Origin of the sequence: Nocardia sp. BMG111209 (assembly GCF_000381925.1) — a bacterium.
Lineage (GTDB): Bacteria > Actinomycetota > Actinomycetes > Mycobacteriales > Mycobacteriaceae > Nocardia.
Window position 1 is genome coordinate 1,247,008 of record NZ_KB907308.1, and the last position, 23,352, is coordinate 1,270,359.

32 protein-coding genes are annotated in these 23,352 nt (G+C 67.6%); 5 read left to right on the top strand and 27 right to left on the bottom strand.

The window, feature by feature from the left end:
* Positions 1–24 precede the first annotated feature (24 nt).
* The 15 genes from G361_RS0129410 to G361_RS0129480 all read right to left on the bottom strand — a co-directional run bounded on the left by G361_RS0129410 (position 25) and on the right by G361_RS0129480 (position 9,511).
* The gene (locus G361_RS0129410) at positions 25–495 is read right to left on the bottom strand and encodes a hypothetical protein (RefSeq protein ID WP_019930721.1); all 471 of its coding nucleotides are present in this window, start codon (positions 493–495) and stop codon (positions 25–27) included.
* Positions 492–707, bottom strand: a complete 216-nt coding sequence (locus tag G361_RS49815; protein ID WP_155981837.1) for a hypothetical protein — start codon at positions 705–707, stop codon at positions 492–494. The genes G361_RS0129410 and G361_RS49815 overlap by 4 nt, the downstream gene beginning before the upstream one ends.
* Positions 708–1,416: 709 nt before the next feature.
* The gene (locus G361_RS0129420; protein WP_231387120.1) at positions 1,417–2,169 is read right to left on the bottom strand and encodes a helix-turn-helix transcriptional regulator; all 753 of its coding nucleotides are present in this window, start codon (positions 2,167–2,169) and stop codon (positions 1,417–1,419) included.
* Between the two features lie 293 nt (positions 2,170–2,462).
* Entirely contained in the window at positions 2,463–2,993 is a 531-nt protein-coding gene (locus G361_RS0129425) for a hypothetical protein (protein WP_019930724.1), read from the bottom strand.
* Complete coding sequence (locus G361_RS0129430; RefSeq protein WP_019930725.1) at positions 2,990–3,265, bottom strand: Ada metal-binding domain-containing protein; 276 nt, start codon at positions 3,263–3,265, stop codon at positions 2,990–2,992. Before G361_RS0129430 ends, G361_RS0129425 begins: the two co-directional genes overlap by 4 nt.
* Complete coding sequence (locus G361_RS0129435; protein ID WP_019930726.1) at positions 3,255–3,983, bottom strand: 2OG-Fe(II) oxygenase; 729 nt, start codon at positions 3,981–3,983, stop codon at positions 3,255–3,257. Before G361_RS0129435 ends, G361_RS0129430 begins: the two co-directional genes overlap by 11 nt.
* Complete coding sequence (locus G361_RS0129440) at positions 3,980–4,588, bottom strand: methylated-DNA--[protein]-cysteine S-methyltransferase (protein WP_231387158.1); 609 nt, start codon at positions 4,586–4,588, stop codon at positions 3,980–3,982. Before G361_RS0129440 ends, G361_RS0129435 begins: the two co-directional genes overlap by 4 nt.
* 5 nt (positions 4,589–4,593) lie before the next feature.
* Entirely contained in the window at positions 4,594–5,091 is a 498-nt protein-coding gene (locus G361_RS0129445) for an RNA polymerase sigma factor (RefSeq protein ID WP_196814690.1), read from the bottom strand.
* On the bottom strand, positions 5,088–5,603 hold the full coding sequence (locus tag G361_RS0129450; protein ID WP_019930729.1) for a methylated-DNA--[protein]-cysteine S-methyltransferase: 516 nt from the start codon (positions 5,601–5,603) through the stop codon (positions 5,088–5,090). The genes G361_RS0129445 and G361_RS0129450 overlap by 4 nt, the downstream gene beginning before the upstream one ends.
* A gap of 124 nt (positions 5,604–5,727) precedes the next feature.
* A complete protein-coding gene (locus tag G361_RS0129455; protein ID WP_019930730.1) occupies positions 5,728–6,177 on the bottom strand; it encodes an ester cyclase in 450 nt (149 codons plus the stop codon).
* 135 nt (positions 6,178–6,312) lie between these two features.
* Positions 6,313–7,176: an SDR family oxidoreductase gene (locus G361_RS0129460; RefSeq protein WP_026343651.1), complete on the bottom strand. Its 864-nt coding sequence runs from the start codon at positions 7,174–7,176 to the stop codon at positions 6,313–6,315.
* A 2-nt stretch (positions 7,177–7,178) separates the two neighbouring features.
* Positions 7,179–7,679, bottom strand: a complete 501-nt coding sequence (locus tag G361_RS47390) for an SgcJ/EcaC family oxidoreductase (RefSeq protein ID WP_155981839.1) — start codon at positions 7,677–7,679, stop codon at positions 7,179–7,181.
* Positions 7,669–8,073, bottom strand: coding sequence for an SgcJ/EcaC family oxidoreductase (locus G361_RS0129470; protein WP_019930732.1), 405 nt, complete (start codon positions 8,071–8,073; stop codon positions 7,669–7,671). Before G361_RS0129470 ends, G361_RS47390 begins: the two co-directional genes overlap by 11 nt.
* A 21-nt stretch (positions 8,074–8,094) precedes the next feature.
* On the bottom strand, positions 8,095–8,961 hold the full coding sequence (locus tag G361_RS0129475; protein ID WP_019930733.1) for an NAD(P)H-binding protein: 867 nt from the start codon (positions 8,959–8,961) through the stop codon (positions 8,095–8,097).
* A gap of 1 nt (position 8,962) precedes the next feature.
* Complete coding sequence (locus tag G361_RS0129480) at positions 8,963–9,511, bottom strand: PadR family transcriptional regulator (RefSeq protein WP_026343653.1); 549 nt, start codon at positions 9,509–9,511, stop codon at positions 8,963–8,965.
* 554 nt (positions 9,512–10,065) lie between these two features.
* Between G361_RS0129480 and G361_RS0129485 the strand changes: the two genes are divergently transcribed.
* Positions 10,066–10,944, top strand: a complete 879-nt coding sequence (locus tag G361_RS0129485; RefSeq protein WP_019930735.1) for a sugar phosphate isomerase/epimerase — start codon at positions 10,066–10,068, stop codon at positions 10,942–10,944.
* Positions 10,945–10,961: 17 nt separating this feature from the next.
* Here the strand turns inward: G361_RS0129485 and G361_RS0129490 are convergent, their stop codons facing one another.
* The 9 genes from G361_RS0129490 to G361_RS0129530 all read right to left on the bottom strand — a co-directional run bounded on the left by G361_RS0129490 (position 10,962) and on the right by G361_RS0129530 (position 17,138).
* On the bottom strand, positions 10,962–11,813 hold the full coding sequence (locus tag G361_RS0129490; RefSeq protein ID WP_019930736.1) for an alpha/beta hydrolase: 852 nt from the start codon (positions 11,811–11,813) through the stop codon (positions 10,962–10,964).
* Positions 11,810–12,289 carry a RidA family protein gene (locus G361_RS0129495; RefSeq protein ID WP_019930737.1) on the bottom strand — a complete coding sequence of 160 codons (480 nt, stop codon included), beginning with the start codon at positions 12,287–12,289 and terminating at the stop codon, positions 11,810–11,812. Before G361_RS0129495 ends, G361_RS0129490 begins: the two co-directional genes overlap by 4 nt.
* Positions 12,282–13,166, bottom strand: a complete 885-nt coding sequence (locus tag G361_RS0129500) for a fumarylacetoacetate hydrolase family protein (protein WP_019930738.1) — start codon at positions 13,164–13,166, stop codon at positions 12,282–12,284. Before G361_RS0129500 ends, G361_RS0129495 begins: the two co-directional genes overlap by 8 nt.
* Positions 13,163–13,567, bottom strand: a complete 405-nt coding sequence (locus tag G361_RS0129505) for a tautomerase family protein (RefSeq protein ID WP_026343655.1) — start codon at positions 13,565–13,567, stop codon at positions 13,163–13,165. Before G361_RS0129505 ends, G361_RS0129500 begins: the two co-directional genes overlap by 4 nt.
* 23 nt (positions 13,568–13,590) lie before the next feature.
* Positions 13,591–14,457: an MBL fold metallo-hydrolase gene (locus tag G361_RS0129510; protein WP_036495587.1), complete on the bottom strand. Its 867-nt coding sequence runs from the start codon at positions 14,455–14,457 to the stop codon at positions 13,591–13,593.
* 74 nt (positions 14,458–14,531) lie between these two features.
* Positions 14,532–15,086, bottom strand: a complete 555-nt coding sequence (locus G361_RS0129515; protein ID WP_019930741.1) for a TetR/AcrR family transcriptional regulator — start codon at positions 15,084–15,086, stop codon at positions 14,532–14,534.
* A 79-nt stretch (positions 15,087–15,165) separates the two neighbouring features.
* Complete coding sequence (locus tag G361_RS0129520; protein WP_019930742.1) at positions 15,166–15,519, bottom strand: VOC family protein; 354 nt, start codon at positions 15,517–15,519, stop codon at positions 15,166–15,168.
* 9 nt (positions 15,520–15,528) lie between these two features.
* Positions 15,529–15,981: a hypothetical protein gene (locus G361_RS0129525; RefSeq protein ID WP_019930743.1), complete on the bottom strand. Its 453-nt coding sequence runs from the start codon at positions 15,979–15,981 to the stop codon at positions 15,529–15,531.
* The gene (locus G361_RS0129530; protein WP_019930744.1) at positions 15,978–17,138 is read right to left on the bottom strand and encodes a molybdopterin-dependent oxidoreductase; all 1,161 of its coding nucleotides are present in this window, start codon (positions 17,136–17,138) and stop codon (positions 15,978–15,980) included. Before G361_RS0129530 ends, G361_RS0129525 begins: the two co-directional genes overlap by 4 nt.
* A 203-nt stretch (positions 17,139–17,341) precedes the next feature.
* Here G361_RS0129530 and G361_RS0129535 point away from each other — a divergent pair, with 203 nt between their 5' ends.
* Together G361_RS0129535 and G361_RS0129540 are read left to right on the top strand one after the other, a co-directional pair.
* Entirely contained in the window at positions 17,342–17,827 is a 486-nt protein-coding gene (locus tag G361_RS0129535; protein ID WP_019930745.1) for a DUF3592 domain-containing protein, read from the top strand.
* Positions 17,828–18,063: 236 nt separating this feature from the next.
* Positions 18,064–18,900 (top strand): SDR family oxidoreductase, encoded by an 837-nt coding sequence (locus G361_RS0129540; RefSeq protein WP_026343656.1) that lies wholly within the window; start codon positions 18,064–18,066, stop codon positions 18,898–18,900.
* A 240-nt stretch (positions 18,901–19,140) separates the two neighbouring features.
* Here the strand turns inward: G361_RS0129540 and G361_RS0129545 are convergent, their stop codons facing one another.
* Both G361_RS0129545 and G361_RS0129550 read right to left on the bottom strand, forming a co-directional pair.
* Positions 19,141–19,896 carry an HD domain-containing protein gene (locus tag G361_RS0129545; RefSeq protein ID WP_026343657.1) on the bottom strand — a complete coding sequence of 252 codons (756 nt, stop codon included), beginning with the start codon at positions 19,894–19,896 and terminating at the stop codon, positions 19,141–19,143.
* A 34-nt stretch (positions 19,897–19,930) separates the two neighbouring features.
* Positions 19,931–20,527 carry a TetR/AcrR family transcriptional regulator gene (locus G361_RS0129550; RefSeq protein WP_036495590.1) on the bottom strand — a complete coding sequence of 199 codons (597 nt, stop codon included), beginning with the start codon at positions 20,525–20,527 and terminating at the stop codon, positions 19,931–19,933.
* Between the two features lie 218 nt (positions 20,528–20,745).
* Here G361_RS0129550 and G361_RS0129555 point away from each other — a divergent pair, with 218 nt between their 5' ends.
* A complete protein-coding gene (locus G361_RS0129555) occupies positions 20,746–21,195 on the top strand; it encodes a peroxiredoxin (protein WP_019930749.1) in 450 nt (149 codons plus the stop codon).
* A gap of 7 nt (positions 21,196–21,202) precedes the next feature.
* Here the strand turns inward: G361_RS0129555 and G361_RS0129560 are convergent, their stop codons facing one another.
* Positions 21,203–22,279 (bottom strand): alpha/beta hydrolase family protein, encoded by a 1,077-nt coding sequence (locus G361_RS0129560; protein ID WP_019930750.1) that lies wholly within the window; start codon positions 22,277–22,279, stop codon positions 21,203–21,205.
* A 179-nt stretch (positions 22,280–22,458) separates the two neighbouring features.
* On the opposite strand from G361_RS0129560, the gene G361_RS0129565 reads away from it, so the two are divergent.
* On the top strand, positions 22,459–23,334 hold the full coding sequence (locus G361_RS0129565) for an acyl-CoA thioesterase II (protein WP_019930751.1): 876 nt from the start codon (positions 22,459–22,461) through the stop codon (positions 23,332–23,334).
* Positions 23,335–23,352 lie beyond the last annotated feature (18 nt).

Consider the following 23,352-nt stretch of genomic DNA (forward strand, 5'->3'; position numbering starts at 1 on the left):
GGCACCCCCGTCGACACCGCCCGCTCATCCGGCTGTGTGGCGCGGTGAACCGGTCAGAAACCTCAGGCCGGTCCGACGAGGGGCGGCATCGGGTGGCATGGCGGCCAGGACGTAGCTCAACGCCGCCTCCAGGTCCCACCACCCGTCGAGGAGGACGCCGTCTGGGTAGGCGCCGAGGAATGCTCCGCTGTCGCGCGACTCGACCTGTCTTCTCAGCGCTTCCATGAGTAGTGGCAGGAGCATCTGCCGGCGTCTCCAAGGCAGGGGGCGAGGCCAGGCGGTCGCCAGGATCCGCACGGCCTGTTCGAGATCGAACCCTCCCTGCAGCAGGATTTCGTCGGGCAGGTCCGGGCCGACGTAGGTCGCGTCACGACGCGAATCAGCCTGGGTCCGTAGCGCTTCGGCGAGCAACCGTGCGAGTCTCTGTTCCGGAGGCTCCGGCACCGGCGGCAGAAGGCGATCGTCCGGCAAGTGCGACAGGTTCGGCGTCATCATGCGCTCCGTTCGCCCGTACCGGTCTGTTCGATCTTCGCGCGCACCTGCAACCATCCGTGCAGCAGACCGGCCATGCGATGTCCCCATATCTCTTCCGATTCGTCGCTCGCCACACCACACTCGTGGTCACCGACCATCTCGGGCACTTCCTCGGCAAAACCCCGATATTTCTCTCGCCGAAATGCATTCAACAAGGACGATATGACCATCACATGCCCTCTTTCGCGTGGTGACGGAGGCGGCGATACCCGAGGTGACCGGCCGGGGTGAATATCCCAAGCATCGCGAAAATCTCACTGCGACGCAATCCTTTCCGGCCCCATTTTTTGTAGGAGTACGCACGCGAACTCCTATGATTCGTAGGCATCGAAGGCCGCGCACCCCGGATTTGTAGGAGTCCGGGCTCGAATTCCTACAACATGTAGGCACCTGCGGTGATGCGAGTCCGGTGGCCGCACGATACGCTCGGAGATACACGCCGTCGGCACCATGCCCGATCGGCGTGCGATCCATTGATATGTGACACGTTTCGGCGCCGGGGGGTGCCGGGACGTATCGAACGAAAGGCAGGTTTCACCGACACAAATTTCGAACATGTCCGGGAAGTCATCGATTTCCCGACCGGACTTTCCCGGAGAATGAATCGGATGAATCGAATCCGGTCCGGCAAGGAGGGGATCTCGGCCACTTGCTCACCGATTCCCCGGAAACCGCAGGCGATCCTGCCGTTCCGGAGGCAATCGGCCGGGCTCGTGGCCGGGGGCCGAACGCCGTCCGAGCCGGTGCCCCCGGCTCGGACGCGCGGTACCGGATCAGGTTGTAGCCGAGCTCAATTCGCTGACAGCGAGGACCGGGGACCGGCGCACTCGGCCGACATCACGGAGCCGTGCGCGGAGCACGGCCGGGAGGCACCGGCGCGCGCTATACGCGCCAGAAGATCATATGCTGCCAGTCCGGCCGTTTCTGTGGAAAAAACGATCGCCAGGACCCGAAATAGAAGTCTGCCGTCTCACCGGTACCGAGGTTGCGCAGAGTGAATATCTCCGGTACCGCGACGTCGTAGTGTATTCGCCGGCGCGACAGTTCCTCGTATTCCTCGGCCCGGCTGACCGACCCGATCAGCGCCCGTCTGCGAGGTTCGCCGACCAGTTCGATCGACAGGTGCTCCAGCGCCAGAATCAGCAGATAGGCGAACGGTTCCCAGCCTCGTTCCCCGAATACGTCCTTGGCGCGACCATCCAGCATCATCCACATGATCAGATTCTTGTATTCGTCGACGCCGTCGAGCCATTGGCGGGATTGCTCGTTGCAATATCCCAGATCGAAGGATCCCTGCGCAAACATCATCGCCGGCCCGGGCTGCCGATCACAGAAGGATATTTCACGGTCCGTGGGCTTCTCCAAATTGTCGACCAGCCGCGCACGCCCCGTCAGCACCTCGATCACATGATCGAGCATCGGTTCGGACATGACCAGTTCGGGCGTATCGAAGTATTTCCACACCGTTTCGATCTTGATCCCGCGATCCCCGCGTTCGAGAGCTTCGACGGATTTTTCACTGATCCACAGCAGTGCCGCCAATTGCTGACGAGTCAGACCGGCCCGCTCACGCAGGTGTCGCATAATACGTGCCAAGCGATGTCGAATCCCGAGCTCGAGGCTTTTCTCCGGCACCGACGTCGCCCTCTCACCACTACACTCCATACCGTCCCGAGTCGCGACCGTGGCGGTCAGCGCTCCTCCCGGAGACTCCCGGCAAACGCCCTTCGGCCGGCTGCCTGGACAGTACCCGACATCACAGAATGCCTGCCGAATTCCCGGGAGTCCAGCCGACCCCCAGCGCGGATCGACGGGGCCAGCACCGACGCGGCGAGGCAGAGGAGACCGGCCGGAATGTCGGTGCAGCGACGCCGATCGCGTGCGGGTCCGGAATCGGCAGTTACACAGCGGGATACGGCTGCGACTCGCTACTCCGCAGCGAGACGGGACCGCTGTCCGGGCCGGAGCAAGCCGTCGGTGACGGTCCACGCCGATCCCTCGGCATCGACACCGGTCAATCCTTCCAGATATGCCGTCCCGACCAGCGCGAGAGCGGCTGGATCGGCGATCACCGAGGTGACGATCGTGTCGGCGGCCGACCACGGGGTCGACCACAGCAGGCGCCGGGTCATCTGGGCCCAGCCCGGTCGTGGCCCGGTCATGACCCACAAATCCGGTGTGGTGGTGGTGAACCGGCGGGCCTGGCGCAGCCACGACGCCGCGGTCTCGGGCCAGGTGACGTGATCGGCGATCCGGCCGCCGCCGCGTTCCCACTCGACCGCGACCGCATCCACGGTAGCGATCGCGGCCGGGGTACGGCCGGAGCCCAGCGTCAGGGCGCGGACGCCCCTCGCGCGCGCCACCGCGACGATCCCGGCGATCTCGGCATCGGTGGCAGCGGGAACGTCGCCGGAGCGCGATATGTCGTGCAGGAGTGGGGTTTCGGGCGACGCGGTCATCGGGTGGACTCCGTCCAGGCGTGATAGCGGTCGGGGCAGCAGACCGCGCAGGGGCGGTAGCCGGCCGCGACCGCGGTGGCTTCGTCGGCGAAGAACACCCGGTACTTCACGTAGTGGCCGGCCTCGATCGCGCGCAGCGCCGAGCGGCAGTCCAGGCGGCCGTAGATCCTGCTGCGCCGGTGCCCGCCCCACCGACCGGCGGTCGCGGATCGGTACGGGTGCCCCGCGGCGTCGAGCAGCAGGTAGGTGCGGGCCGAGTGCTCAGGCGGCATCGTGGAACACCAGTGCCAGGGTGCGCCGGTGGCCGGAGCGGACCGTGGACACGCCGTGGCGGACCGGGGCCGCCGACCAGCCCCGCGCGGTCCGGACCGGCCGATCCCGGGTGGTGAACACGAAACCGTCGCCCTGCTCGAGTTGGGTTGCGGTGCCGCGTGATTGGGCTCGGGCGCGTTGCTCGACGAGCAGGAACTCCCCACCGGTGTGGTCGATGCCCGGCCGGTCGAGCCCGATCACGACCTGCAGCGGAAACACCAACTCCCCGTACAGGTCTCGATGGAGCGCGTTCCAATCCCCCGGGCCGTAGCGCAGCAGGATCGCCGTCGACTTCGTCTGACCGGCAGCGTGACACACGGCCAGCCACTCGTCGAGGGTGTCCGGCCACGGCGCGGGCCGCCCCAATCGAGCAGACCAGTCGCGCGCGATCGGCAGTAGCCGTGGGTAGAGCGCCTGCTTCAGCCGTTCGATCGGTTCGGGGTAGGGGGTGGCGAAGTAGCGATATTCGCCGGAGCCGAATCGGTGCCGGTTCATGTCGACGGTGCTGCGGAACAGCTTCGGCCGGTCGTAGAGGTCCGCGATCGTGGCGGCTTCTTCGCTGGTGAGCAGGCCGGGCAGGGGTGCGCCGCCGTCTGCGTCGATATCGGCGCCGACCGCCGCCCAATCCACCCGGCCGGCGCGCTCGGACCAGCGATCCGAGTGCGTGGCGGTGCTCATGCGGCGGCCTCGAGGTCCAGCAGCACGTGCTTGGCATCGGCGCCGCCGACGTATCCGCCGAGGCTGCCGTCCGCGCGCAGCACCCGGTGGCACGGCACGATCACCGGCAGCGGGTTGGTCGCACACGCGGTACCGACCGCTCGCACCGCCTTCGGGTTTCCGACCAGTGCGGCGACCTGGGCGTAGCTCCGGGTCTGCCCATAACCGATCTCGGGCAGGTGTTGCTGCACGATCTGCCGGAAGCCGTGCGACAGCGACAGATCCAGCGGTAGGTCGAAGGACGTGCGCCGGCGAGCGAAGTACTCGTCGAGCTCGCGCATCACCTCGTCGAGGCGGCGCGGTGCCCGCAGGATCCGGGGACTCACCTTGTCGGCCAGAGTCACGAGGACCTGGTCGTGATCCTCGCGGGCGTAGGCCACCCGCACCAGGCCCTTCGGCGTGGCGGCCAGCAGCAGCCGTCCGACGGGGGTGTCCATGGTGGTGTAGGCGACGTCGATCAGGTCGGCCTGTTCGGCCTTGCGTTCCAGCACTCGGTGCAGCCGAGCCAGAGTCGTCTCGTCCACGGGCGCCGACAGGGCGGCGATCACATCATCGTCGCGGTGCATCTCGTTCATCGTGTTGCTCCTTCCGGTGTCGCGCCCGAGTAGGTTCTGCGCAGATTCTTCACACCATCCGCGGCGGCGCGGCGCGCTGCGTCGGTGGTGCCGCCGAGGATCTGCGCGATCTCGGCGTAGGACAGGCCGGCCACATAGTGGTACGCGACGGATCGGCGCTGTTTGTCCGGCAGGGCCGCGACGGCCGCCCAGACACCGGTGTCGTCGGAGCCGACGACACCGGTGCCGGCGGACTTCTCAGGCATATCCTGCACGGGCAGTGGATTGCGTTCGGCAGCGCGGACCACGTCGATGGCCTTGCGGTGGGCGATGGTCACCAGCCACGCCTCCACATTCGCGGTCTCCGGTAGCTCCGGGTAGGCGCGCATCGCGGCCAAGAATGTCTCCGACCAGGCGTCCTCGGCGTCGTGGCCGCCGAGGACGACCCTACAGACCCGCAGCACGGTGGGCCCGTGCTCGGCCACGATCGTCTCGAAGGGTGGTTTCACGGTCAGAACAGCCTTCCCACGCTGACCGCGGCCGGCTCCTCGAGTTCGAGCAGCACGCGCTCGCGCTTCAGGCCGCCCGCGTATCCGGTCAGTGATCCGTTCGCGCCGATCACCCGGTGGCACGGGATGAAGATACACAGCGGGTTGGCTCCCATGGCCCGGCCGACCGAATAGGCGGCGGAACGGTCACCGAGCCGCTGTGCGATCCGCCCGTAGGTGGTGGTCTCGCCGAACGGGACGGCACCGACCTCCCTCCACACCTGTTGCCGGAAGTCGTCACCGGCCGGGTTCAACGGCAGGTCGAAGTCGCGACGCTGGCCGAGCAGATACTCGAGCAACTGGCCGACGGCTTCTCCCAGGACGGTGTCGCCGACGAACGACACCGACGGCCCGAACAGCTCCTGGGCCGGTCGCCGGATGTGCTGCCGGAAATACAGTCCGGTGACCGCTGCGTCGGTCGCCACGATCGTGACGGGGCCGAGTGTCGCGGTATCGATCACGGTGTGCCGAGTATTCATCTGCTTCCCCTCTCTCTCGTTCCAACCAGGTAGACGCCCGCCGGGCACCGAACGTGAGATCCCGATCCCGAATCGTCGGGGACCGGCCGGTCCCCGACGATCATGGGCTGGTTCCGGGGATCGGTCAGGCGGCCGGGATGATCCCGAGCTGCTGCAGCACCTTCACGCCGTCGTCGAGCCCGATCTCCGCGACGATCAGACCGTCGACCACCTCGAGCACCGTCGTACCGGTGAAGCGCATCGTCTTGCCCGACGCCGCGGGAACCGAGCCGATCGGCAGATCGTCGAACACGATCGGGCCGGTGTGGGTGCCACCGCCCTCCCACTGGCCCACCACATAGTCACCCTCGGCGATGAGATCCGCGGTGCCCCAGAAATTCAGGTCCGGGAACGCGGTACGGAACCGGGTCGCGAACGCGCGCACCTCGTCGCGCCCGCGCATCGGCTGGTGCAGCGAATACTCGAACCGGATGTCGGGTGCGGCGAGCTCGTCGATGACCTCCGGATGGAACGGATTGCCCCAGAACTCGGTGAACCAGCGACCGACGATCTCCTTGTTTTTCTCGAGCGACATGTTCTCGTCCTTCTCTCATCGAATGCCACCGGTCCGCCTTCCGGCGCAGTGACACCCCGTAGACGCCGGGACGCGACCGAACGTGAGATCACCGCCGCGAAGTTTTCTCGATGCACCGGCCCGATCGGAGTGGGGTCAGGGTTGCCGTGCGCGTGTGGTTTCGGCGGCGAACTGTGCCAGTGACCGGGGTGGGCGGCCGAGTAGCCGGGTGAGGGTGGCGATGGCCTCGGGGGACGCGATGAGACCGTCGCGCTGGAAGTATTCGTGCATCTTGACCAGGTCGAAAACCATCCATGGTGGGAGGTGGCCGGCGTTGGCGCGCTGCCAGGCGATGAGGTCATCGCCTGCGTAGCGGATCGGCCGGCCGAATGCCCGGCTCCAGATCGCCGCGGTCGAGTCGCCGGTGAGGACTTCGGGACCGACGAGGTCGTAGAACTTGCCCTCGTGTCCGGGGGTGGTGAGGGTGATCGCCGCTGCCTCGGCGATATCGTGCGCATCGACGCGGGACAGTCCGACACCGCCGATCGGCTGGTTGTAGATACCGTGGGTCAGCATCGCTTGTTCGGCCCAGAGGTCGTTCTGGAAGAAATGGTTCGCCCGCAGGACCGTGAACGGGATTCGCGAGCGTGCCAATGCTGCCTCGACGCCGACCTTGGCACCCCAGTGCGGGATGGTCGGTGCGTTGTCGACCTTGTGGACCGACAGGTACACGATGCGGCTCACGCCCGCGTCGCGAGCGTGGTTCAGCGCAGCGAGTGCTTCGTGGGACTCGGTGGGGCTCACGGCATTCAGCAGGAATACCGCATGTGCGCCGTCGAATGCCCTTGCCGCCGCGGCTGGGTCCAGCAGGTCACCCACGGCGAATTCCACCGCATCCGGGAAGGACTGCCGCGCCGTTTCCCCGCGACTGAGGACACGCACGGTCTCGTTGCGCGACAACAACTTCCGGACAACATGGGTGCCGACGGTTCCGGTGGCACCCAGCACGAGAATGGTCATCACTACGAGCCTTCGACGGGGGTGTTCTGGTAAGCGACGATGGACCAGGCCCGGTCCGTTTTGTGGGTGGTGAGGGTGTAGACCGTATTGCGGGGCGGATGGGGATTATCGGGTAGCACGATGTGACCGTGGGCCGTGATGACCGCCACGTCCGGTGTCAGGAAACGAATGTTGTCGATGTCGCCGGCCAGCGTGCTGTTGCGCGCCCAGGTGCCGAAAATCGTGTGATGACAATGGATGATGTCACCGCGTCCGTGTTCGACGGTGCCGTCGGCGATGATGTAATCGACTCCGCCGCGAAGTGGGCGGCGTAGGCGTCGGGATCGGGCCAACTGTCGAGCAGACTCCGGTAGAGGGTCCTTATCGCCGACTCGTCTCCGACTGTCATAGCGGCGCGGGTGCCCGGATCGCTCGGGGCGGATGTCGCGTGCTCGGCGCATCCGGTCAGGCCGAACGGGACGAGAAATGCGAATGCGAACAAGGTCCGGCGCATCAATGGCCACCGATCGGAGTGTTCTGGTAAGCGACGAAGATCCAGCCGTCCTCCGCCTTCTGCGCGGTCAGGGTGTAGATGGTGCGCTCGTTCTCCTCGCTCGAACGGTGGTCGGGAAAGGCGATGTGGCCATATGCGGTGACAATCGCGACCGTCGGTGTCAGGAATCGGATTCGGTCGATCCGTCCTTCGAGCCGGCTGTTGCGAGCCCATGCGGAGAAGATGAGCCGGTGTCCGTCGATGATTTCCTGCCGGCCGCGTTCGAGCATGCCGTTGGCGATGATGTACTCGGCGTCGGGAGCGAAGCATTCGGCGTAGGCGTCGGCATCCTGCCAGCCGTCGAGCATGCGCTGATACAGGGCGCGGATTCGGGTTTCGTCGTCGGATGGTGCGAGGGTGGTCATCGAATTACTCCTTGATCGCGGCTACCAGGCCGGGGCGGGGTCGTGAAATTCGGCGATGTGCGCCGCTGCCCATTCACGGAACGTAGTGGCCGGCTTTCCGGTCACCGATTCCACGTCCTTCGTCGGGGTCCGGCCGTACCCGTGCGCGGGACCTGCGAGGGTGGCCAGGACGGCGGTAGCAGTTTCCGGTGGCATGCCGTAGCCGACCATCCGCTCCCGAGCCCGGTCCGGGTCCAGGTCGACGACGCGAACAGCGGTGTCGAGCAGGTCGGCCAGCACGGCAGCCTGCTCGCGCGGGGTGATCGTTTCCGGCCCGGCCAGCGCGTAGTTCGTGCCACCGCTCGGCCGTCCGGTCAGCAGGGCCGCGGCGACGTCCGCGATGTCCTCCGGCGCGATCGCCGCGAACGGCAGATCGGCGAAAGGTGTTTCCACCGTTCCGTATTCGGCGATCGCCGATGCCCAGGCGAGGGTGTTGCTCATGAAGCCCCCGGCGCGCAGGAACGAGTGCGCGAGTCCCGATTGCTGTACGGCCTCCTCGCCCTCCCGATGCCAGCGGGTGATCGGATCGTCCGCCCCTTCGCTGATGCCCAGCACCGACAGCTTCACCACATGATCGACACCGGCCAGTGCGGCCGCCTCGGCGACGATGCGATCCTGCCTCGGCCCCTGCGGCCCGGTGGTCAGCAGGAACACCCGATCCACCTCGGCGAGCGCGGCACGCACCGCACCCCGGTCGTCGAGATCGGCCGCGACCGGGATGACACCGCTCGGGAATTCGACCCGGCCGGGACGGCGGGCCATGGCCTTGACCGCGAGCCCGGACCGGGCCAGCCGCGCGACGACCGATCGGCCGACGGTGCCGGTCGCACCGGTTACCAATACGGACATGTCAGGCTCCTTCGTGTGCGATCTTCGCGATGTTGTCGCGCAATTGCTCGTGCCAGGCGATTTCGGTGCGCAGCCGCGCGATCTGATGCTCGGCCACCAATTTCTCGGCGGTGCTCAACCACGGCAGCGCACCGGTCAGCCGGCTTTCGGCAGTGGCCAGCGAAGCACCGAGTTCGAGCAGCCGCGCACGGGTGATTTCGTGGAGGATGTCCTCGGACACCGAGCCGCTGTGCGCCAACGCGAGGTCGAACGGATCGGTGGCCACCACCACCGTCCGGAGCATCTGGTCGTGCAGGGTCTCCAGTGCGCGCCGACCATCGGAGGTGATCCGGTAGATCGTGCGCTCGGGGTAGTTGCCCTGCCGTTCGGTACGCACCTCCTCGACCAGACCCTCACGCACCAGGCGGGTCAGCACCCCATATATCGCACCGGGCTTGATATCGGTCCAGCTCTCGGCCCGGTCCTCGGCGACCTGTAAGCGCATCTGATGCCCGTGCATCGGTCCGCGCTCGGCCAGTGTGCTCAAGACGAACAACCTACTCACACTCATGAGACTACTCTCGCGTTAGTAGTCTCGTATGTCAAGGTGGAGGAATTTGAGCAGGCCGTACCGGTTGACATGGTGGATCGACCGAGCAGGCGAGGTCACGGGGCCCGGGAAGGGACCCGCCTGACCCCCGCGTGCCACCCGGTGATCAGCGCGCCACTGCCGCACGATGCGATGCCGGGGATGACCAATCGTGCGGCGCGACGTCGACAGTGGTATCGCGCGGTCTCCCGGCCTGTTGCCGATACGGCATGACGTCTACACAGCTCGTCCGAAAATGTCGGACAATTCGCAGGTCAGTCTGCATTCAACGGGACGGTCTCTCCTATAAATTATAGGAGACCATATTCCATATCAGGTTCGTGTGTGGTTATCTTCGCTTCCGGCGGGACAGGTGGTCCGGTGGGAAGGAGACGATCATGCGTGCGGCGGTCTGTGTGGCGGCCGGGTCGAGGCGCGGGTGCGAGATGCCGGCGCCACCGACACCCCTTGCTGCACCGGACGATGGATCCCGGCGATCGGGATCTGGCCGACCCCACCGACCGACGGAAAGCACTGTGTCGAAGTCTCATTCACCGCAGCCCGGTCCCGGCGACCTCCTGGGGATCGAATTCCAGACGGTCTTCGGACTGCCACCGGTCGAATTCGTCCACCTCACCGCAGAACTCGGTTGCCGGTACCTCGGCCTCGCGCTCACCGGCACACCCGACAATCCCCACGGCTACCCGCCCTACTCCCTGCGCGACGATCCCGGCCTGCGCCGCCGCACCCGCGCCGCGCTCACCGCCGGTGAGGTCAGCGTCTCCCTGGGCGAAGGGTTCGTGATCCGGGCCGGCCGCGACATCCGCGACAGCGCACCGGATCTCGACGTGTTCGCCGAACTCGGATGTGCGCGGATCGCGACCACCAGCCTGGACACCGACCACCATCGCACCGCCGACCAGATCGGACACCTCACCGACCTGGCCGCGGCCCGCGGCATGCAGGTGGTCGTGGAATTCGCTCCCTCGCTGACCATCCCGGACCTACCGGCAGCGCTGGCAATCGTCACCGCCGTCGCGCGACCGCAGTGCCGGCTGCTGATCGACACGCTGCACCTCGTTCGCGCCGGGCATCGGGCCGCCGACCTCGCCGCCGTCGACCCCGCGCTCATCGCCTACGTACAACTCAGCGACCACACCGTCCACCAGCAAGCCGCCACCTACCGGGCGGACACCCTCGACCGCGCGGCCCCCGGCGACGGCGAACTCCCCCTCCGCGAAATCCTCGACGCCGTCCCCACCGACACCGTCATCGGCCTCGAAATCCCCATGCTCACCAGAGCCCGAGCCGGAGAGAGCGTCCACGACCGCACCCACCGCTGCGTGACGGCCGCCCGCGCACTGCTCCGCCACGAACCCCCGGCGGCGGACCGGCCCGCACACCACCCCCGGTGAAAGCTCTCACCGGCTGCTCACCTCCCGCCGACGCGTTCGGCGAGCCAGTTCTCGACATCGGTGTAGACGGTGTCGTGCTCGGGCTCGTTGAACAGCTGATGCCACAGACCGTCGTAGAGCCGCAGTGTCCGATCGGCCGATCCGATCGTGTCGTGGACGTAGCGGCTGGTGGCCGGGTCCGCGATCACGTCCGCGGTGCCGTGTAGCAACAGGACCGGGATCGATACCGCGGGCAGGGCCGCGGCGACGCGTTTCATGGTGACGAGGGTCCGGCTCGCCATCCTCGCGCGGATCGGACCCTGATAGGTCAACGGGTCGATGCGTTGCGCCGCAACGACTTCGGGGTCCCGGCTCGCCTTGTCGTAGGGGACCGTCGCGACCCCGATACCGGGCGCGATACCGGCGAGCGCCTTGCCGATCAGGATCTGGATCGCCGACACATTCTTAGGCCGCGCCGCCGGGGCGGAGAGGATGAGACCGTCGATGTCGCCGGGGTGGTCCACCGCGCAGGCCAGCGTGACGAGACCGCCCCAGCTGTGGCCGACCAGAAATACCTTCTCGTGCAACAGGTCTCGTTTGAGATGGGTCACCATCGTGGCCAGGTCGGCCACGGAGTCGTCGATGTCGCCCGCGGTCCGCGGGCCGGCCGAGCGACCGTGCCCGCGCTGGTCCAGGGCATAGACCGCGAATCCGGCGTTCGCGAGGAATTCGGCGAATCGGTCGTAGCGACCGCCGTGGTCGCCCAGGCCGTGCGTGACGAGGACCGCGGTGGCCGCGGCGCCGGCGGGCCGCCAGATCCGGTAGTACAGCGGCACATTCCCCACGCCGAGCAACCAGCCGTTGTCCCGCGTCGTCGCGATCGCGTTCATGCCACGGCCGCTTCGATCCGGAAGACGGCTTCGACCTCGACCGGGCTACCGGCGGGCAGCGCGGCGACGCCGACCGCCGAGCGGGCATGGACGCCGATCTCGCCGAAGATGTCGACGATCAATTCCGACGCGCCGTTCGCGACGATCGGCTGCTCGGTGAATTCGGGTGTGCCCGCGACGAATACGGTCAGTTTGACGACGCGCCGGACGCGATCCAGACTGCCGAGCGCCGCCGCCACCTGTGCGACGACATTGATCGCGCACTGCCGGGCGCAGGCGACCCCGGTCGGGACGTCGACCTCCCGTCCCAGCAGTCCGCGGGCGAGCAGGCCGTGCTCGGCGTCGGCGGCGACCTGCCCGGAGGTGAAGAGCAGGTCACCGACCGTGACCGTCGCGGTGTAGACGCCGGCGGCCGCGGGCGGCGGCCCGAGGGTGATGCCTCGTTCTTCGAGTCGAGCGGCGATGGTGTCAGTCATGGCAATTGCCTTCCGTGAGTTCGGATGTGGGTCCGGCGATCATGTGGTGGCGCAGGGCGCCGATGCCGGCGATGGTGCTGACGAGTTCGTCGCCCGGACGCAGGAAGCGCGGCGGGTGCTGCCGGGAGCCGACCCCGGACGGTGTCCCGGTGTAGACGACATCTCCCGGCAGCAGCGGCACGATCCGGGACAGCCGGGAGATCAGGGCCGGCACGGCGGTGATCATGTGGGAGGTGCGGGCATCCTGGACGAGGACGCCGTTGAGTTCGGTGGTGATCCGCAGGTCGTGCGGGTTGTCGAACTCCTCGGGCGTGACCAGCCACGGCCCCATCGGGGAGAAGCCGGGATACGACTTGCCCAGGCTGAATTGTGGTGTGTCACCCCGTAATTGGGTCTCACGCTCGGACAGGTCCTGCCCGACCGTGAGACCGGCGACGCACTGCCACGCCCGGTCCTCGCCGACCTGCCACGCGCGTCTGCCGAGGACGGCGACGAGTTCCACTTCCCAGTCGACCGTGTCCGCCGGTAACACCACGGATCCGTACGGGCCGGTGATGCTACCGGCGAACTTGGTGAATACCGGCGGCAGTCCGGTATGCACCGTGGTGCCGAATTCCTCGGCATGCGCGCGATAGTTGAAACCCATCGCGAAGATCTGGCGCGGCCACGGTGCCGGTGCCCGCAGGTCCAGCGGGTCGTACGCGCATCCCATCGCTGCGAGATCGCCGATACTCGTGACCCATTCGACGAACGAGTCCCATTGTTCGAAGACGCCCTGCGGGTCGGCATCGAATTCGCCGCCGCTGGTTCGCTCGACATCGACGGCACCGCCGGCGGTGATGATCGCGAGCCTGCCCGCCAGATTGGCGAGCTTCATCGCGAACTTTCCCCGGCCGTGGGCGGATAGCTGAGCTCGCCGCGCCCGAACGACCAGTTCTCCTTCGGCACGTCGACGAGGTTGACGAGAATATCGTCACCGCGCACTCCCGCCTCGGCGAGATTCTCGGCGATCCGCTGGTAGAGCGCGCGTTTGATTTCCGGGCTCCGACCGGCGTTGAAGAAGATCTGAACGAACAACACGGACGGGCTGCGGTCGAATCCAATATACGCGGGGTCGTAGATCAGGTTGGTGGAGCGAACTTCGTCGAAGACCTGGAACCGGTCGTTCTCCGGCACATTCGCGACGTCGACGAGGGCGCGATAGATCCCGTCACCGATCCGGGCGCGCTGCTCCGGTGAGGTGGTTCCCTCGGCCAGAGTCACATGAACAAGCGGCATGAGCTTTCCTTTCGTGGATGGATCTATCGCGGCGATGTCGCCGTGACCGCTCCGTAGCGGGCGAGCTCCGCGGGATCGTGCGCGGAGATGAGCTCGACCCGATCGGAGTGGGAATTGACCAGCGCGCGCAGGCGGGCCTGATTGGTTTCCCGCGCGGCGGCGTCGACCGCCTGTTTCCGCTCGAACGCCGCCACGCCCATCGGCGCGCGGGGATGGTCGCGATCGAGTTCGGTATGGACGAAGTAGGCGTCCCCGGCGTGCAGCAGCCATTTCTCCGCCGTGCCCGAGAGCGAATCCAGCCGGACCGCGACGCCGCTGTGGCCGTAGGTGTGTCCGGGGAGCGGAATCAGCAGTATTTCCGGTGGTAGGCCGCGCAATTCGCGTACCGCGTCGAATCCGAACCACCGATCACCCGCCGATGCCGAATAGGTCTCCCAGCGCGGACCGTGGGCCCACTGCCGGTGATTCACTCGCGAGGAGTTCTTCGGCCCGCCGCCCGAGGTCGCCGCGCGATGCTCCTCCGCGAGGAGATGCACCCGCGCCTGCGGGAAATCCGACAGGCCACCCGCGTGATCGGGGTCCAGGTGGGTCAGCACGATATGGGTCAGGTCGCGAGGGTCGTACCCCAGACCCCGAATCTGTTGCAGCGCGGTCTGTTCCGGATCCAGCACCGGCCGCGCCAACCGGACGAAGGACTTACCCAGGCGCTCGACCGGATTCTCGATGTCCTTCATGCCGAGTCCCGTATCGACCAGCACGAGGGCGTTCTCGGTCTCGAGGAGCAGGCAATGGCAGATGCCGTGCGCTTTCCGCAGCGGGTGCCCCGCACCGCCCATCAACTTTCCGCCGAGCGGTTCGGTGCTACCGCAGTTCAGATGGTGTATCCGCATGATCGCACTCTTTTCTATAGACAGGTCTACATATTTTTTGAACAGACCGACGGGCCGGAGCCCGCAGGGGGATTTCAGAGCAGGCTGTCGATCACACGGGTGACCGCCGCGAACGGTTCCGTGCTCCGGTGCGCCCTGGCCAGCAGCATGGCCCCCTCCAGCAGCGACAGCAGGAAGGTGGCCAGGTCGTCGGCGTCGGCGCGGCCGTCGGCGACGAGCTTGGCGCGAAGAGTTCGATGCCAGCCGGCGTATGCGGTCGAACAGACCTGCTGGATCGCGTCGTTGGTGGCCGCCGTCTCCAGCGCGACGGTCGCGACCGGGCAACCCTGATTCCAGTTCGATGCCTCGAGGCGCTGCCCCACCGCGGACAACAGCACGGCCATCAACTGCTTCGCGTCGGTGGCCTCGATGCTCCCGATCAGCGCGTCGATACCCGCACTCGCCCGCGCGACGGTCTCGCCGACCAGCTGATCCTTGCCGCCCGGAAAGTGGAAGTACAGCGATCCCCGCGGTGCGCCGCTGTCGGCGATGACCTGGTTGAGCCCGGTCCCGAAGTATCCACGCGCCTCGATCAAACCCTGCGTGGTCTCGATCAGCGCGTCCTTGGTCGCCTCACCCTTCTTGCCCATACGGCGATAGTAGACCGGTCTACATATTTATTCAACGGGTGCGAGTACGACCGTGTCCGGCGGGGACGATCGCGCGGCGTTATCGGTTGTGGGAGAGGATGTTCACCACATGTCCCGCCGGATCACGGACGAAGAATCGGCGCACGCCCCACGGCTCTTCGGTCAGCTCGTGCACGATCTCCGCACCGGCGGCGCGCGCGGCCTGGTATGCCGCGTCCACATCGTCGACCTCGAGGGACGCCACCGGGACCACGCTCGCCGACTCGTCGTGCGTCATCAGGCTCAGCTGATTCTCCGGCCGGTCGGGGTCGGCGAGCGTGACGATCCAGCCGTGGTCCATCACGATCTCCATGCCCAGCATCTGCCGGTAGAACGTGGCAGATGCGTGCAGATCGGCTGCTTGCAGGTCGGGCACGATTCGGTTGACCGTCACGGGGAAATACTAGCCGCGGCCCGGGTCGGAGCAGCCGCGGTAGCGGTAGCGCTCGCCGTGCCCCCGGAGCCGCCGCACCACCACGGACAGCACGACCAGTGCCCACACCACCAGGATCGCGGCGGCCAGCCCGGCCGGGTAGGGGCGATCGAGGACGGTCGGGTTCAGTGGCCTGGCGCCGTGCCTGGTCAGCACCGGGACGGAGACCGCCAGCAGGGCTACGGTGCATACCGCTCCGCAGGCCGCCGGGGCCCACCAGCCGGTCGGCAGTATCCGCCGCGCACCGAGTCCGACCGCCGCGGCCAGCGGCGCGAAAACCGCGTCGTGCAACAGGATTGCGCCACTGAACCATTCCGCGACCGAGATCAGGTCGGCGGTCGGGAATCCGAGCAGTGTGTTCACGCCGTACCAGCCGGTTCCCAGGCCGATCGCGAACAGCGCGACTCGAACGACGATGGTCATGACATCACCTCGATCCGGGACAACCATTTCGTTTGCAGGACGCCGGGACGGTTCGGGGCGATGAGGCGGCAGGGGTAGCCGTGGTCGAGGTTCAGGGTCTGGCCGTTGAGTTCCAACGCGATCAGGGTGTCGCGATCGCGGGCGAAATCCGCCGGCAGCACCGAACCCCGGTAGAGGCCGGCCTGCTCCAGCGAGAGCACGCTGACATCTCCCCCTCGATACCCGACCGCATCGAGCAGGTCGCGTAGCCGCACCCCGGACCAGGTCGCCGCCGCCGACCATCCCTCGACGCAGGCGATCGGCAGGTTCGCCTGTGCCTGCGGCATGGCGGCCAGTTCGGCGCGGGTGAATTCGCGCCGGCGGTCGCCGGCGGTGACGACGAGGCGGTAGCCCGGATCACCGGCCGCGGTGGCGACCGCCGCGTCGGCGGCGGTCCGGTTGACCGGAACTCCTTGCGGGCCATGGCCGGAACGTGGTGCGAGCACCGCGGCCCAGCGCAGGAACAGGACGGACTGCCCGGCCACCGACAAGGCCGCCACGGTCGCGGCGGCCCACGCGGTGCCGAGGACCGCGCGCCGCGACACGCGGACCGGCTTCGCATCGGGTTCGGGTGTGGCGTCGATCGGACGGGCCAGCGCCTCGCGGACGATCGGAAGTTTCACCGACAGGTGCACCGCCAGCGCCCCGAACGCCACATAGGCCATCGCGTAGTGCGCGGCCGGGAAGAAGAATTTCCACGGGTAGTACTGGGCGATGTTGGCCAGACCGGTCGACAGTTCGAAGAGGGTCGATCCGACCAGCAGTGCGATCGAGCCGCGTTCGGCGAGCCACAGTGGCGACGGTTTCAGCCGCTGGAACAGCCTCGGGTACACCGCCCACAGCTTCACCAGCACCAACGGCACCGCGGCGACACCGGTCACGACGTGCACACCCTGGGTCAGCCGATACAACCAGACCGGATGAGTGGGCCACCGGAACCACTGCGGCGGATGCTGAATCCAGTGACTGAGCAATCCCGTCACGAAACAGATCAGGATCGCGACCCCGAGCGCGATACCCACCCGGGCCGCGACCTCCGGCCCACGCGCGCTCGAAACCCGTTGGCCGGAGGGATGTCCCGGTCGATCGGCCTCGCGAATCGGGTCGGTCGCATTCATTCGACCCTGTCTCCTCTCCTCGGCCGGATGACCCGACGCTCACCGGTAGCGCGGACCCGGAATCGCCGCGCTGTCACGGTTGTCACGGTATGTGCCGGTCGAGGCCGTGCGGCCGCGAAACAGATGACGAAACCCTGACGATGCCGGACGGCCCGACGGCTCCGGGCGGCCGGTGCGTCGTACCGAATCCGTACCCTGTTGGCGTGCAACTGGTGTGGAAATTCCTGAGCTGCGCGTTCCTGGCCGGGTTCGGCATCGTGCTGATTTACATCGGATTCCGGAGTGTCCGGGAGACGCTGGAACGTTTATCGCTGTGGAGGCGGGGACACCGGGCCGACGGTGTTCTCGTATCGGTCGACGAGGAGTCGGATTCCGACAGTAAGCCCCAGTACCGCCTGACCGTGGAATTCGTCACCGCGACCGGCGAACGCCGCCGGGCCGCGCTGCCCGATCCGGTACGCAGCCGCCGCCGGATCGGTCAACGGCTGACGGTGCTGTACCGGCCCGACGACCGCACCCATGTCGTCGCCCTGGACCTCGGAGCAAGGTTCCTGAGCGTGCTCTTCTTCCCGATTCTGATGGTGTCGGGGCTGATATCCGTGAGCCTGGCCGTCGAACATCTCCTCGGCTTCGAGGGTTTCACGCTCTGGAACCACATTCTTTCGACTCGGGATATCCATACGAATTGATTTTCCGGTCGACAGCAGCAGCGAGCACGCGATCGAAATTTCACGAGCTATTCTTCCGTAATAAGAATCGAATCCCATTCCGCCGAGGGAACAAAGTTCGACCCGATTGTCAAGGTTTCGCAGATATTGGATACCCGGCCGACTCGGGTGTACCGTCGATCCCGCAGCCCGATCCCCTATCCGAGCGGTGTTTCGTGCTGCCTTTTTCCGGCTTTCGAATCAGAGGATGTAATCGCATGACAGTTGTGGTGACGGGTGCGACCGGAACGGTCGGCCGCCATGTCGTCCAGCAGTTGATCGACGCCGGCCGGCCGGTGCGGGCGGTCACCCGAAACCCGGCGGGGGCCGGGCAGCCCGCACCGGTCGAGGTCTTCGGAGCCGATCTGGACGAGCCCGACTCGCTGGCCTCGGCGTTCACCGGCGCGGAGAGCCTGTTCCTGTTGTCGCACCCGGCAACCGCTGTCGAGGTGACCCGGCTGGCGCGGCGCTGCGGAATCGGCCGGATAGTCACCCTCACCTCCGTCCTGGCCGACCGCGAACCACCCGGTGCGCCGCATCATCTGCTGGTCGAGCATGCGGTGGAGTCGGCAGGCGTGGCGTGGACCCATGTCAGGCCGGGGATGTTCGCCTCGAATCTGCTCGGGTGGGCCGCGGACATCCGTCGCGAAGGTGTTGTCCGCGAACCGTATTCGGACGCGGCCCAGACCCCGATCCACGAAGCGGACGTCGCCGCGGTGGCGGTGGCCGCACTCCTGCACGACGGGCACGCGGGCCGGATCCATCGACTGTCGGGGCCGCAGAGCCTCACCAAACCCGAACAGGTGGCGGCGATCGGCGCCGCGCTGGGACGGCGGCTCGACTTCGAGGAGATCGAGCCGGAGGCCTGGCGCCGGGCGCGCGCCGATTCCGTGCCGGGGTTCGTGCAGGACCTCCTGCTCGAGATCTGGTCTCGCAGCACGGAATTCCCAGAACCGGTCCTGCCCACGGTCGAAGAGGTGACCGGCCGGCCCGGCCGGACGCTCACCGAATGGGCCCGCGATCACCGCCGGCACTTCGGCGGTGAATCCCGATGACAGCGCGCACGATCCGGGTCGGGGACATCGACCTGTGGTCCGAAAGCCTGGGCGCCCCAACCGATCCGGCCCTGCTACTGCTGTCCGGCGACACGATGTCCTCGACCGGCCGGCCGCATCCCCGGCGCGCGACTCGTCGAGATCCCCGGAATGGGCCATTCACTCCCCACCCCCGTACACCACCGACTCGCCGCCGCGATTCTCGAACACACCACGCCCCGGTGAACCGGAGCGTCCCGGTCACGACATTGCGACCGGGTTGAGGATGATCGGGAATCTCATGCCGATCTTCCAGAGCACCGCGATGCGTGAATCGGGGCGTTCGCGGGCCTCCCGGCGGAGTGTGCGGGAGAGTTCCGAGGTGAACCGGGTTCGGGGATGGCGGGTGTTCACTTGGTGGAGTACGTGTTCGGGGATTTCGGCTGCTCGCGCGCCGACGACGTCCAGTCGTGCCGCGGCGTGCAGTAGGTAGCCCTCGGCACCGTTTTCGACAGGTGCGGTGACGTCGAGATGCGCGGCGATGGCCTCTTCCACGGTGTCGCTGAACGCTGTGTCCGCACCCCAGGCTTGCAGACTCCGGCGGGCGACGGTGGCGCCGTGAACGGCGAAGCACGGCGCGTCGGCGGGCAGCGGACGGTACCGATCGGTGAGTGCGATGTCGTGCAACAGGCATGCCACATAGAGCAATTCGGGGTCGTAGTCGACCCGGTCGCGCTGGGCGAACAGGTCGCCGAAGTACCAGCAGCGCAGACAGTGCTCGAGAAGTTCGGGCCCGTAGGCCTCCCGGGCGAGTTCTTCGGCGCGGCGCGCACAGTGACCGTCCGGAGGGTCGGCGTGCAGTTCGAGCGCGCTGTCCCGGCTGCCGAATCCCAGTGCGGCCGTGAGGCCGCCGGGTATCTCGCGGAGCTGGCCCGCCACGGCGTGTCGAGCGAAGGCGAACTTCTCGGCCCTGGTCAGATCGAGCCGGGCCCGGGGGGACGGTGATTTCCGGTTCATCGGGTCCACACTTTCGTCAGGTGGGCAGCTGCTCTCACCGGTCGGCGGAGCCGAACGCCCCGACCACGAATTCGATGATGGCTCTTTGTGATTCGGGATCGACCACGGCGGCCGGGCCGGTGAATCCCGCTCGGGTGAGGATCATGCCGGTGAAGGCCTCGGCGGCCATGGCGGGATCGAGGCCGGTACTCATCTCGCCGCGGCGCTGGGCGGAGCGGAAGACCTCCTCCACGACGGCCATGCAGCGGTCGATCGAGTCGCGCCGGAACGCGGTGTAGATCGCCGGGTAGTCCTGGGCCTCCTGGATGCAGCGTTGCAGGATTTCGATTCGGGGACTGGTGAATACGGCGGCCACCGCGGGGATCAGCGCCAGCAGATCGGTGCGCAGGGCGCCGGTGCCGGGGACGATCAGGCCGGCGGCGAGGGTGCCGAGGGCCTCGACGACGAGCTGGTCACGATCGGGCCAGCGGGTGTAGATGCCGCGCTTGTCGACACCCGCACGCGCGGCGACACTGTTGGTGGCGAACCCGCCGATACCGCGTTCGGCCAGCTCCTCGACAGCGGCCTGCAGCACCCGGGCATCGATCGAGGGATCACGGCGGCGGCCACGCCGTGGTGTCGATGGTCCCATTGCCAACTCCGAGTAATTGATGCACCATAGCAGTGCATTAATTGTGCCGTGGCCGATGCCCTGTCCGGCACCGGCGAGGAGTTCAACTATGCCACCCAGGGTTCGTTCCGCCTCGAACAGCGCCGCGATGCGCGCCTTCGGGGCAGCGCCGACCCGCGGGCGCCGACTCTCCGGGCGGCGCAGGCGCCGTCCGAACCGATGATCACGAGGAGAACCCGATGCTGCAAGTGGGCGACGACGCACCCGATTTCGATCTGCAGGACCAGCACGGCGAGTCCGTGAAATTGAGCGCGCTGCTGGACAAGGGCCCGGTCGTGCTGTTCTTCTACCCCGCGGCCCTCAGCCCCGGATGTACCCGGGAGGCCTGCCACTTCCGCGACATCGTCGGCGAATTCGCCGCGCGGGGCGCCACCATCCTCGGCATCAGCGCCGACGATGTGGCCAAGCAGAAGAAGTTCGACGACACGCACGGGCTGGGCTATCCGCTGCTGGCCGATACGGACGGAAACGTCGCTCGCGCTTACGGACTCAAGCGTCGCATCCCGGGGGTTCCGGCCAAGCGCGCGACCTTCGTGATCGGCGGCGACCGGAAGATCCTCGCGGCCGTCCACAGCGAGCTGAACATGAACATCCACGCCGACCAGGCCCTCGGGGCGCTCGCCGGCTGATATCCGCTCAGGGCGTGCCGGTGGCCGGGATGTCCAGGGAGGCAGCGAAACTCGGCCACGCGGCATGGAGGTCGTCCTGCCAGTACGGCCACGAGTGGGTGCCCGCGGGGGCGAACAGGAAGGTCGCGGGGATGTTCAGCTGCGACATTCGCTGCTGCACACGATGATTGGATTCGCCGACCAGGGTCTCCTCGGGGCCGCCGCCCACGATGATCTGGTGGCCGAGGCGCAGCGGATCGGCACCGGCGGCGGCGGTGTCGTGTTTGCCGAGAGCGCCGTTGCCGGTGGCGAAGACGACGTTCACGCCGCGCAACTTCTCCAGATTGGCCGGGGTGGCGGGATTGTGGGCCGTCCACTCCGGGCCGCCGACGGGACCCCACATGTTGTCGGGGTCGGCCTTGCCCAGCATCAGCACGCCTCGGACGGCGGCGGCGCAGACCTGATCGTCCAGATCGTTGCAGCCGCTGAAGGATCCGACGCTGCGGTACAGGTCCGGCGCCGATTCCGCCAGTTGCAGAACGGATGTCGCCGACATCGACAGCCCGGCGATCGCGTTGCGCCCGGTCGCGCCGAAGGCGCTGTCCAGGACGGGCGGCAACTCCTCGGTGAGGAACGTCTGCCAGCGGTTGCGGCCGAGCACCGGATCGTCGTCGCGCCAATCGGTGTAGTAGCTGTAGGCCCCGTCGATCACGGTGACGACATTGACGTGTTTGTCGGCGGTGAACGGGATCAGGTCGGTGGTGGACTCCCAGGTCTTGACGCCGTCGTGCGGGGTGTCGCCGTCCTCGGCGCCGTCGAGCAGATACAACGTCGGCGCGGGAATGTCCGTATCGGCGGGACGGATCACCTGCAACCGGACGGTCCGGTCCATCGCCGCGGACCGGACCTCGACGACGAACCGACGGTCGTCCACCGAGGTGACCCCGGTGAGGCGCGATCCGTCCGGCGCGGGCCGGGCCTGCGGGAACGCGACCTCGGCAGCATTCGGGGAATCCGCGCTCGCCGTCCCGGTGGCGGCGGCGACGGCCGCCCCCGCGATCAGCGCCGCGGCGATCCGACGACGTACTCCGAGTCGTGAAGCCATGTCCAGCCTTCCTCTGAGCACTGCCACCCAGCGTGTCCGATCCCGACGACGGTCATCCGGGTAGTACCCACCCCGCGGCGAGGATCCCGTGTGGTGACCGATCTCCGCGCGGCCCGGCCGGGCGGGCCCCCGGCGCTGATGATTAACTCGAGGTGCCGAGTCGAAGTCCGGAGGCGATCATGACGGTTCTCGACGAGAGCGGGCGCACCGCGACGTTCCTGGAGTCGATCGCGCTCGACCGGATCGGGGAGAACGAGTTCCGCGGGCCGGCGCAGCCGGGTCCGCAGCGCCGGACCTACGGGGGCCGGATCGCGGCGCAGGCGCTGCTGGCCGCCGGGTCGACCGTGGCGGCCGACCGGCCCGTCCACTCGGCACAGACCTGTTTCCTGTTGCCGGGTGACACCACGCTGCCGATCGACTTCGCCGTCGGCCTGGTCCGCGACGGTGAATCCTTCTCGACCCGCAGCGTCGAGGCGGTGCAGGCAGGCCGGGTGATCTTCACGATGGCCGCGTCGTTCCACCGCCGCGAGACCGGACTCAGCCATCAGATCGCACGCCTGGACGGGCCCGGCCCGGACGAACTCCCCGAGCTCACCGAGACCTTCGCCGACGACGAGGTGAACCTGCGCTGGGCCCACACCCTGCGCGACACGATCGGCGCCGATCTGCGCTTCCCGCGGCTCCCGGTCCGGGTGCACGCGATGCGCGGCGACCCGACCCCGCCGCATCAGAGCGTGTGGCTGCGCACCGTGAATCCGGTCGCCGGCGACGACTCCGCGCAGGCCGCCGGGCTGCTGTATCTCAGTGACGTGCTGCTGCTGTCGACCGCGCTCGGCCCGCACGCCCGCACCTTCCAGGACGCCGGGATCCAGTTCGCCACCCTCACCCACTCCGTGTGGTTCCATGCCCCGCTGCGGGTGGACGAGTGGTTCCTGTACAACCAGAGCAGCCGCTGGTCCGGCGCCGCGCGAGCGCTGTGCCAGGGCGAGATGCTCGACCGTTCCGGCCGGCTGTGCGCGACCGTCGCACAGGAGGGTCTGGTCCGCACCCGCTGATCTGCGGCAGCCCATCGG

What these genes read in the sequence shown, in the direction of transcription:
- G361_RS0129505 (WP_026343655.1), bottom strand. Translation starts at nt 13,567, where the DNA reads ATGCCGCTTGTTCATGTGACTCTGGCCGAGGGAACCACCTCACCGGAG.
- G361_RS0129440 (WP_231387158.1), bottom strand. Translation starts at nt 4,588, where the DNA reads ATGCACCGCGACGATGATGTGATCGCCGCCCTGTCGGCGCCCGTGGAC.
- G361_RS0129510 (WP_036495587.1), bottom strand. Translation starts at nt 14,457, where the DNA reads ATGCGGATACACCATCTGAACTGCGGTAGCACCGAACCGCTCGGCGGA.
- G361_RS0129555 (WP_019930749.1), top strand. Translation starts at nt 20,746, where the DNA reads ATGCTGCAAGTGGGCGACGACGCACCCGATTTCGATCTGCAGGACCAG.
- G361_RS0129475 (WP_019930733.1), bottom strand. Translation starts at nt 8,961, where the DNA reads ATGTCCGTATTGGTAACCGGTGCGACCGGCACCGTCGGCCGATCGGTC.
- G361_RS0129530 (WP_019930744.1), bottom strand. Translation starts at nt 17,138, where the DNA reads ATGAATGCGACCGACCCGATTCGCGAGGCCGATCGACCGGGACATCCC.
- G361_RS0129495 (WP_019930737.1), bottom strand. Translation starts at nt 12,289, where the DNA reads ATGACTGACACCATCGCCGCTCGACTCGAAGAACGAGGCATCACCCTC.
- G361_RS0129560 (WP_019930750.1), bottom strand. Translation starts at nt 22,279, where the DNA reads ATGGCTTCACGACTCGGAGTACGTCGTCGGATCGCCGCGGCGCTGATC.
- G361_RS0129565 (WP_019930751.1), top strand. Translation starts at nt 22,459, where the DNA reads ATGACGGTTCTCGACGAGAGCGGGCGCACCGCGACGTTCCTGGAGTCG.
- G361_RS0129430 (WP_019930725.1), bottom strand. Translation starts at nt 3,265, where the DNA reads ATGCCGCCTGAGCACTCGGCCCGCACCTACCTGCTGCTCGACGCCGCG.
- G361_RS0129515 (WP_019930741.1), bottom strand. Translation starts at nt 15,086, where the DNA reads ATGGGCAAGAAGGGTGAGGCGACCAAGGACGCGCTGATCGAGACCACG.
- G361_RS0129470 (WP_019930732.1), bottom strand. Translation starts at nt 8,073, where the DNA reads ATGACCACCCTCGCACCATCCGACGACGAAACCCGAATCCGCGCCCTG.
- G361_RS0129455 (WP_019930730.1), bottom strand. Translation starts at nt 6,177, where the DNA reads ATGTCGCTCGAGAAAAACAAGGAGATCGTCGGTCGCTGGTTCACCGAG.
- G361_RS0129425 (WP_019930724.1), bottom strand. Translation starts at nt 2,993, where the DNA reads ATGACCGCGTCGCCCGAAACCCCACTCCTGCACGACATATCGCGCTCC.
- G361_RS0129410 (WP_019930721.1), bottom strand. Translation starts at nt 495, where the DNA reads ATGATGACGCCGAACCTGTCGCACTTGCCGGACGATCGCCTTCTGCCG.
- G361_RS0129540 (WP_026343656.1), top strand. Translation starts at nt 18,064, where the DNA reads ATGACAGTTGTGGTGACGGGTGCGACCGGAACGGTCGGCCGCCATGTC.
- G361_RS0129490 (WP_019930736.1), bottom strand. Translation starts at nt 11,813, where the DNA reads ATGAACGCGATCGCGACGACGCGGGACAACGGCTGGTTGCTCGGCGTG.
- G361_RS0129525 (WP_019930743.1), bottom strand. Translation starts at nt 15,981, where the DNA reads ATGACCATCGTCGTTCGAGTCGCGCTGTTCGCGATCGGCCTGGGAACC.
- G361_RS0129460 (WP_026343651.1), bottom strand. Translation starts at nt 7,176, where the DNA reads ATGACCATTCTCGTGCTGGGTGCCACCGGAACCGTCGGCACCCATGTT.
- G361_RS0129500 (WP_019930738.1), bottom strand. Translation starts at nt 13,166, where the DNA reads ATGAAGCTCGCCAATCTGGCGGGCAGGCTCGCGATCATCACCGCCGGC.
- G361_RS0129480 (WP_026343653.1), bottom strand. Translation starts at nt 9,511, where the DNA reads ATGAGTGTGAGTAGGTTGTTCGTCTTGAGCACACTGGCCGAGCGCGGA.
- G361_RS0129545 (WP_026343657.1), bottom strand. Translation starts at nt 19,896, where the DNA reads ATGAACCGGAAATCACCGTCCCCCCGGGCCCGGCTCGATCTGACCAGG.
- G361_RS0129550 (WP_036495590.1), bottom strand. Translation starts at nt 20,527, where the DNA reads ATGGGACCATCGACACCACGGCGTGGCCGCCGCCGTGATCCCTCGATC.
- G361_RS0129450 (WP_019930729.1), bottom strand. Translation starts at nt 5,603, where the DNA reads ATGAATACTCGGCACACCGTGATCGATACCGCGACACTCGGCCCCGTC.
- G361_RS0129435 (WP_019930726.1), bottom strand. Translation starts at nt 3,983, where the DNA reads ATGAGCACCGCCACGCACTCGGATCGCTGGTCCGAGCGCGCCGGCCGG.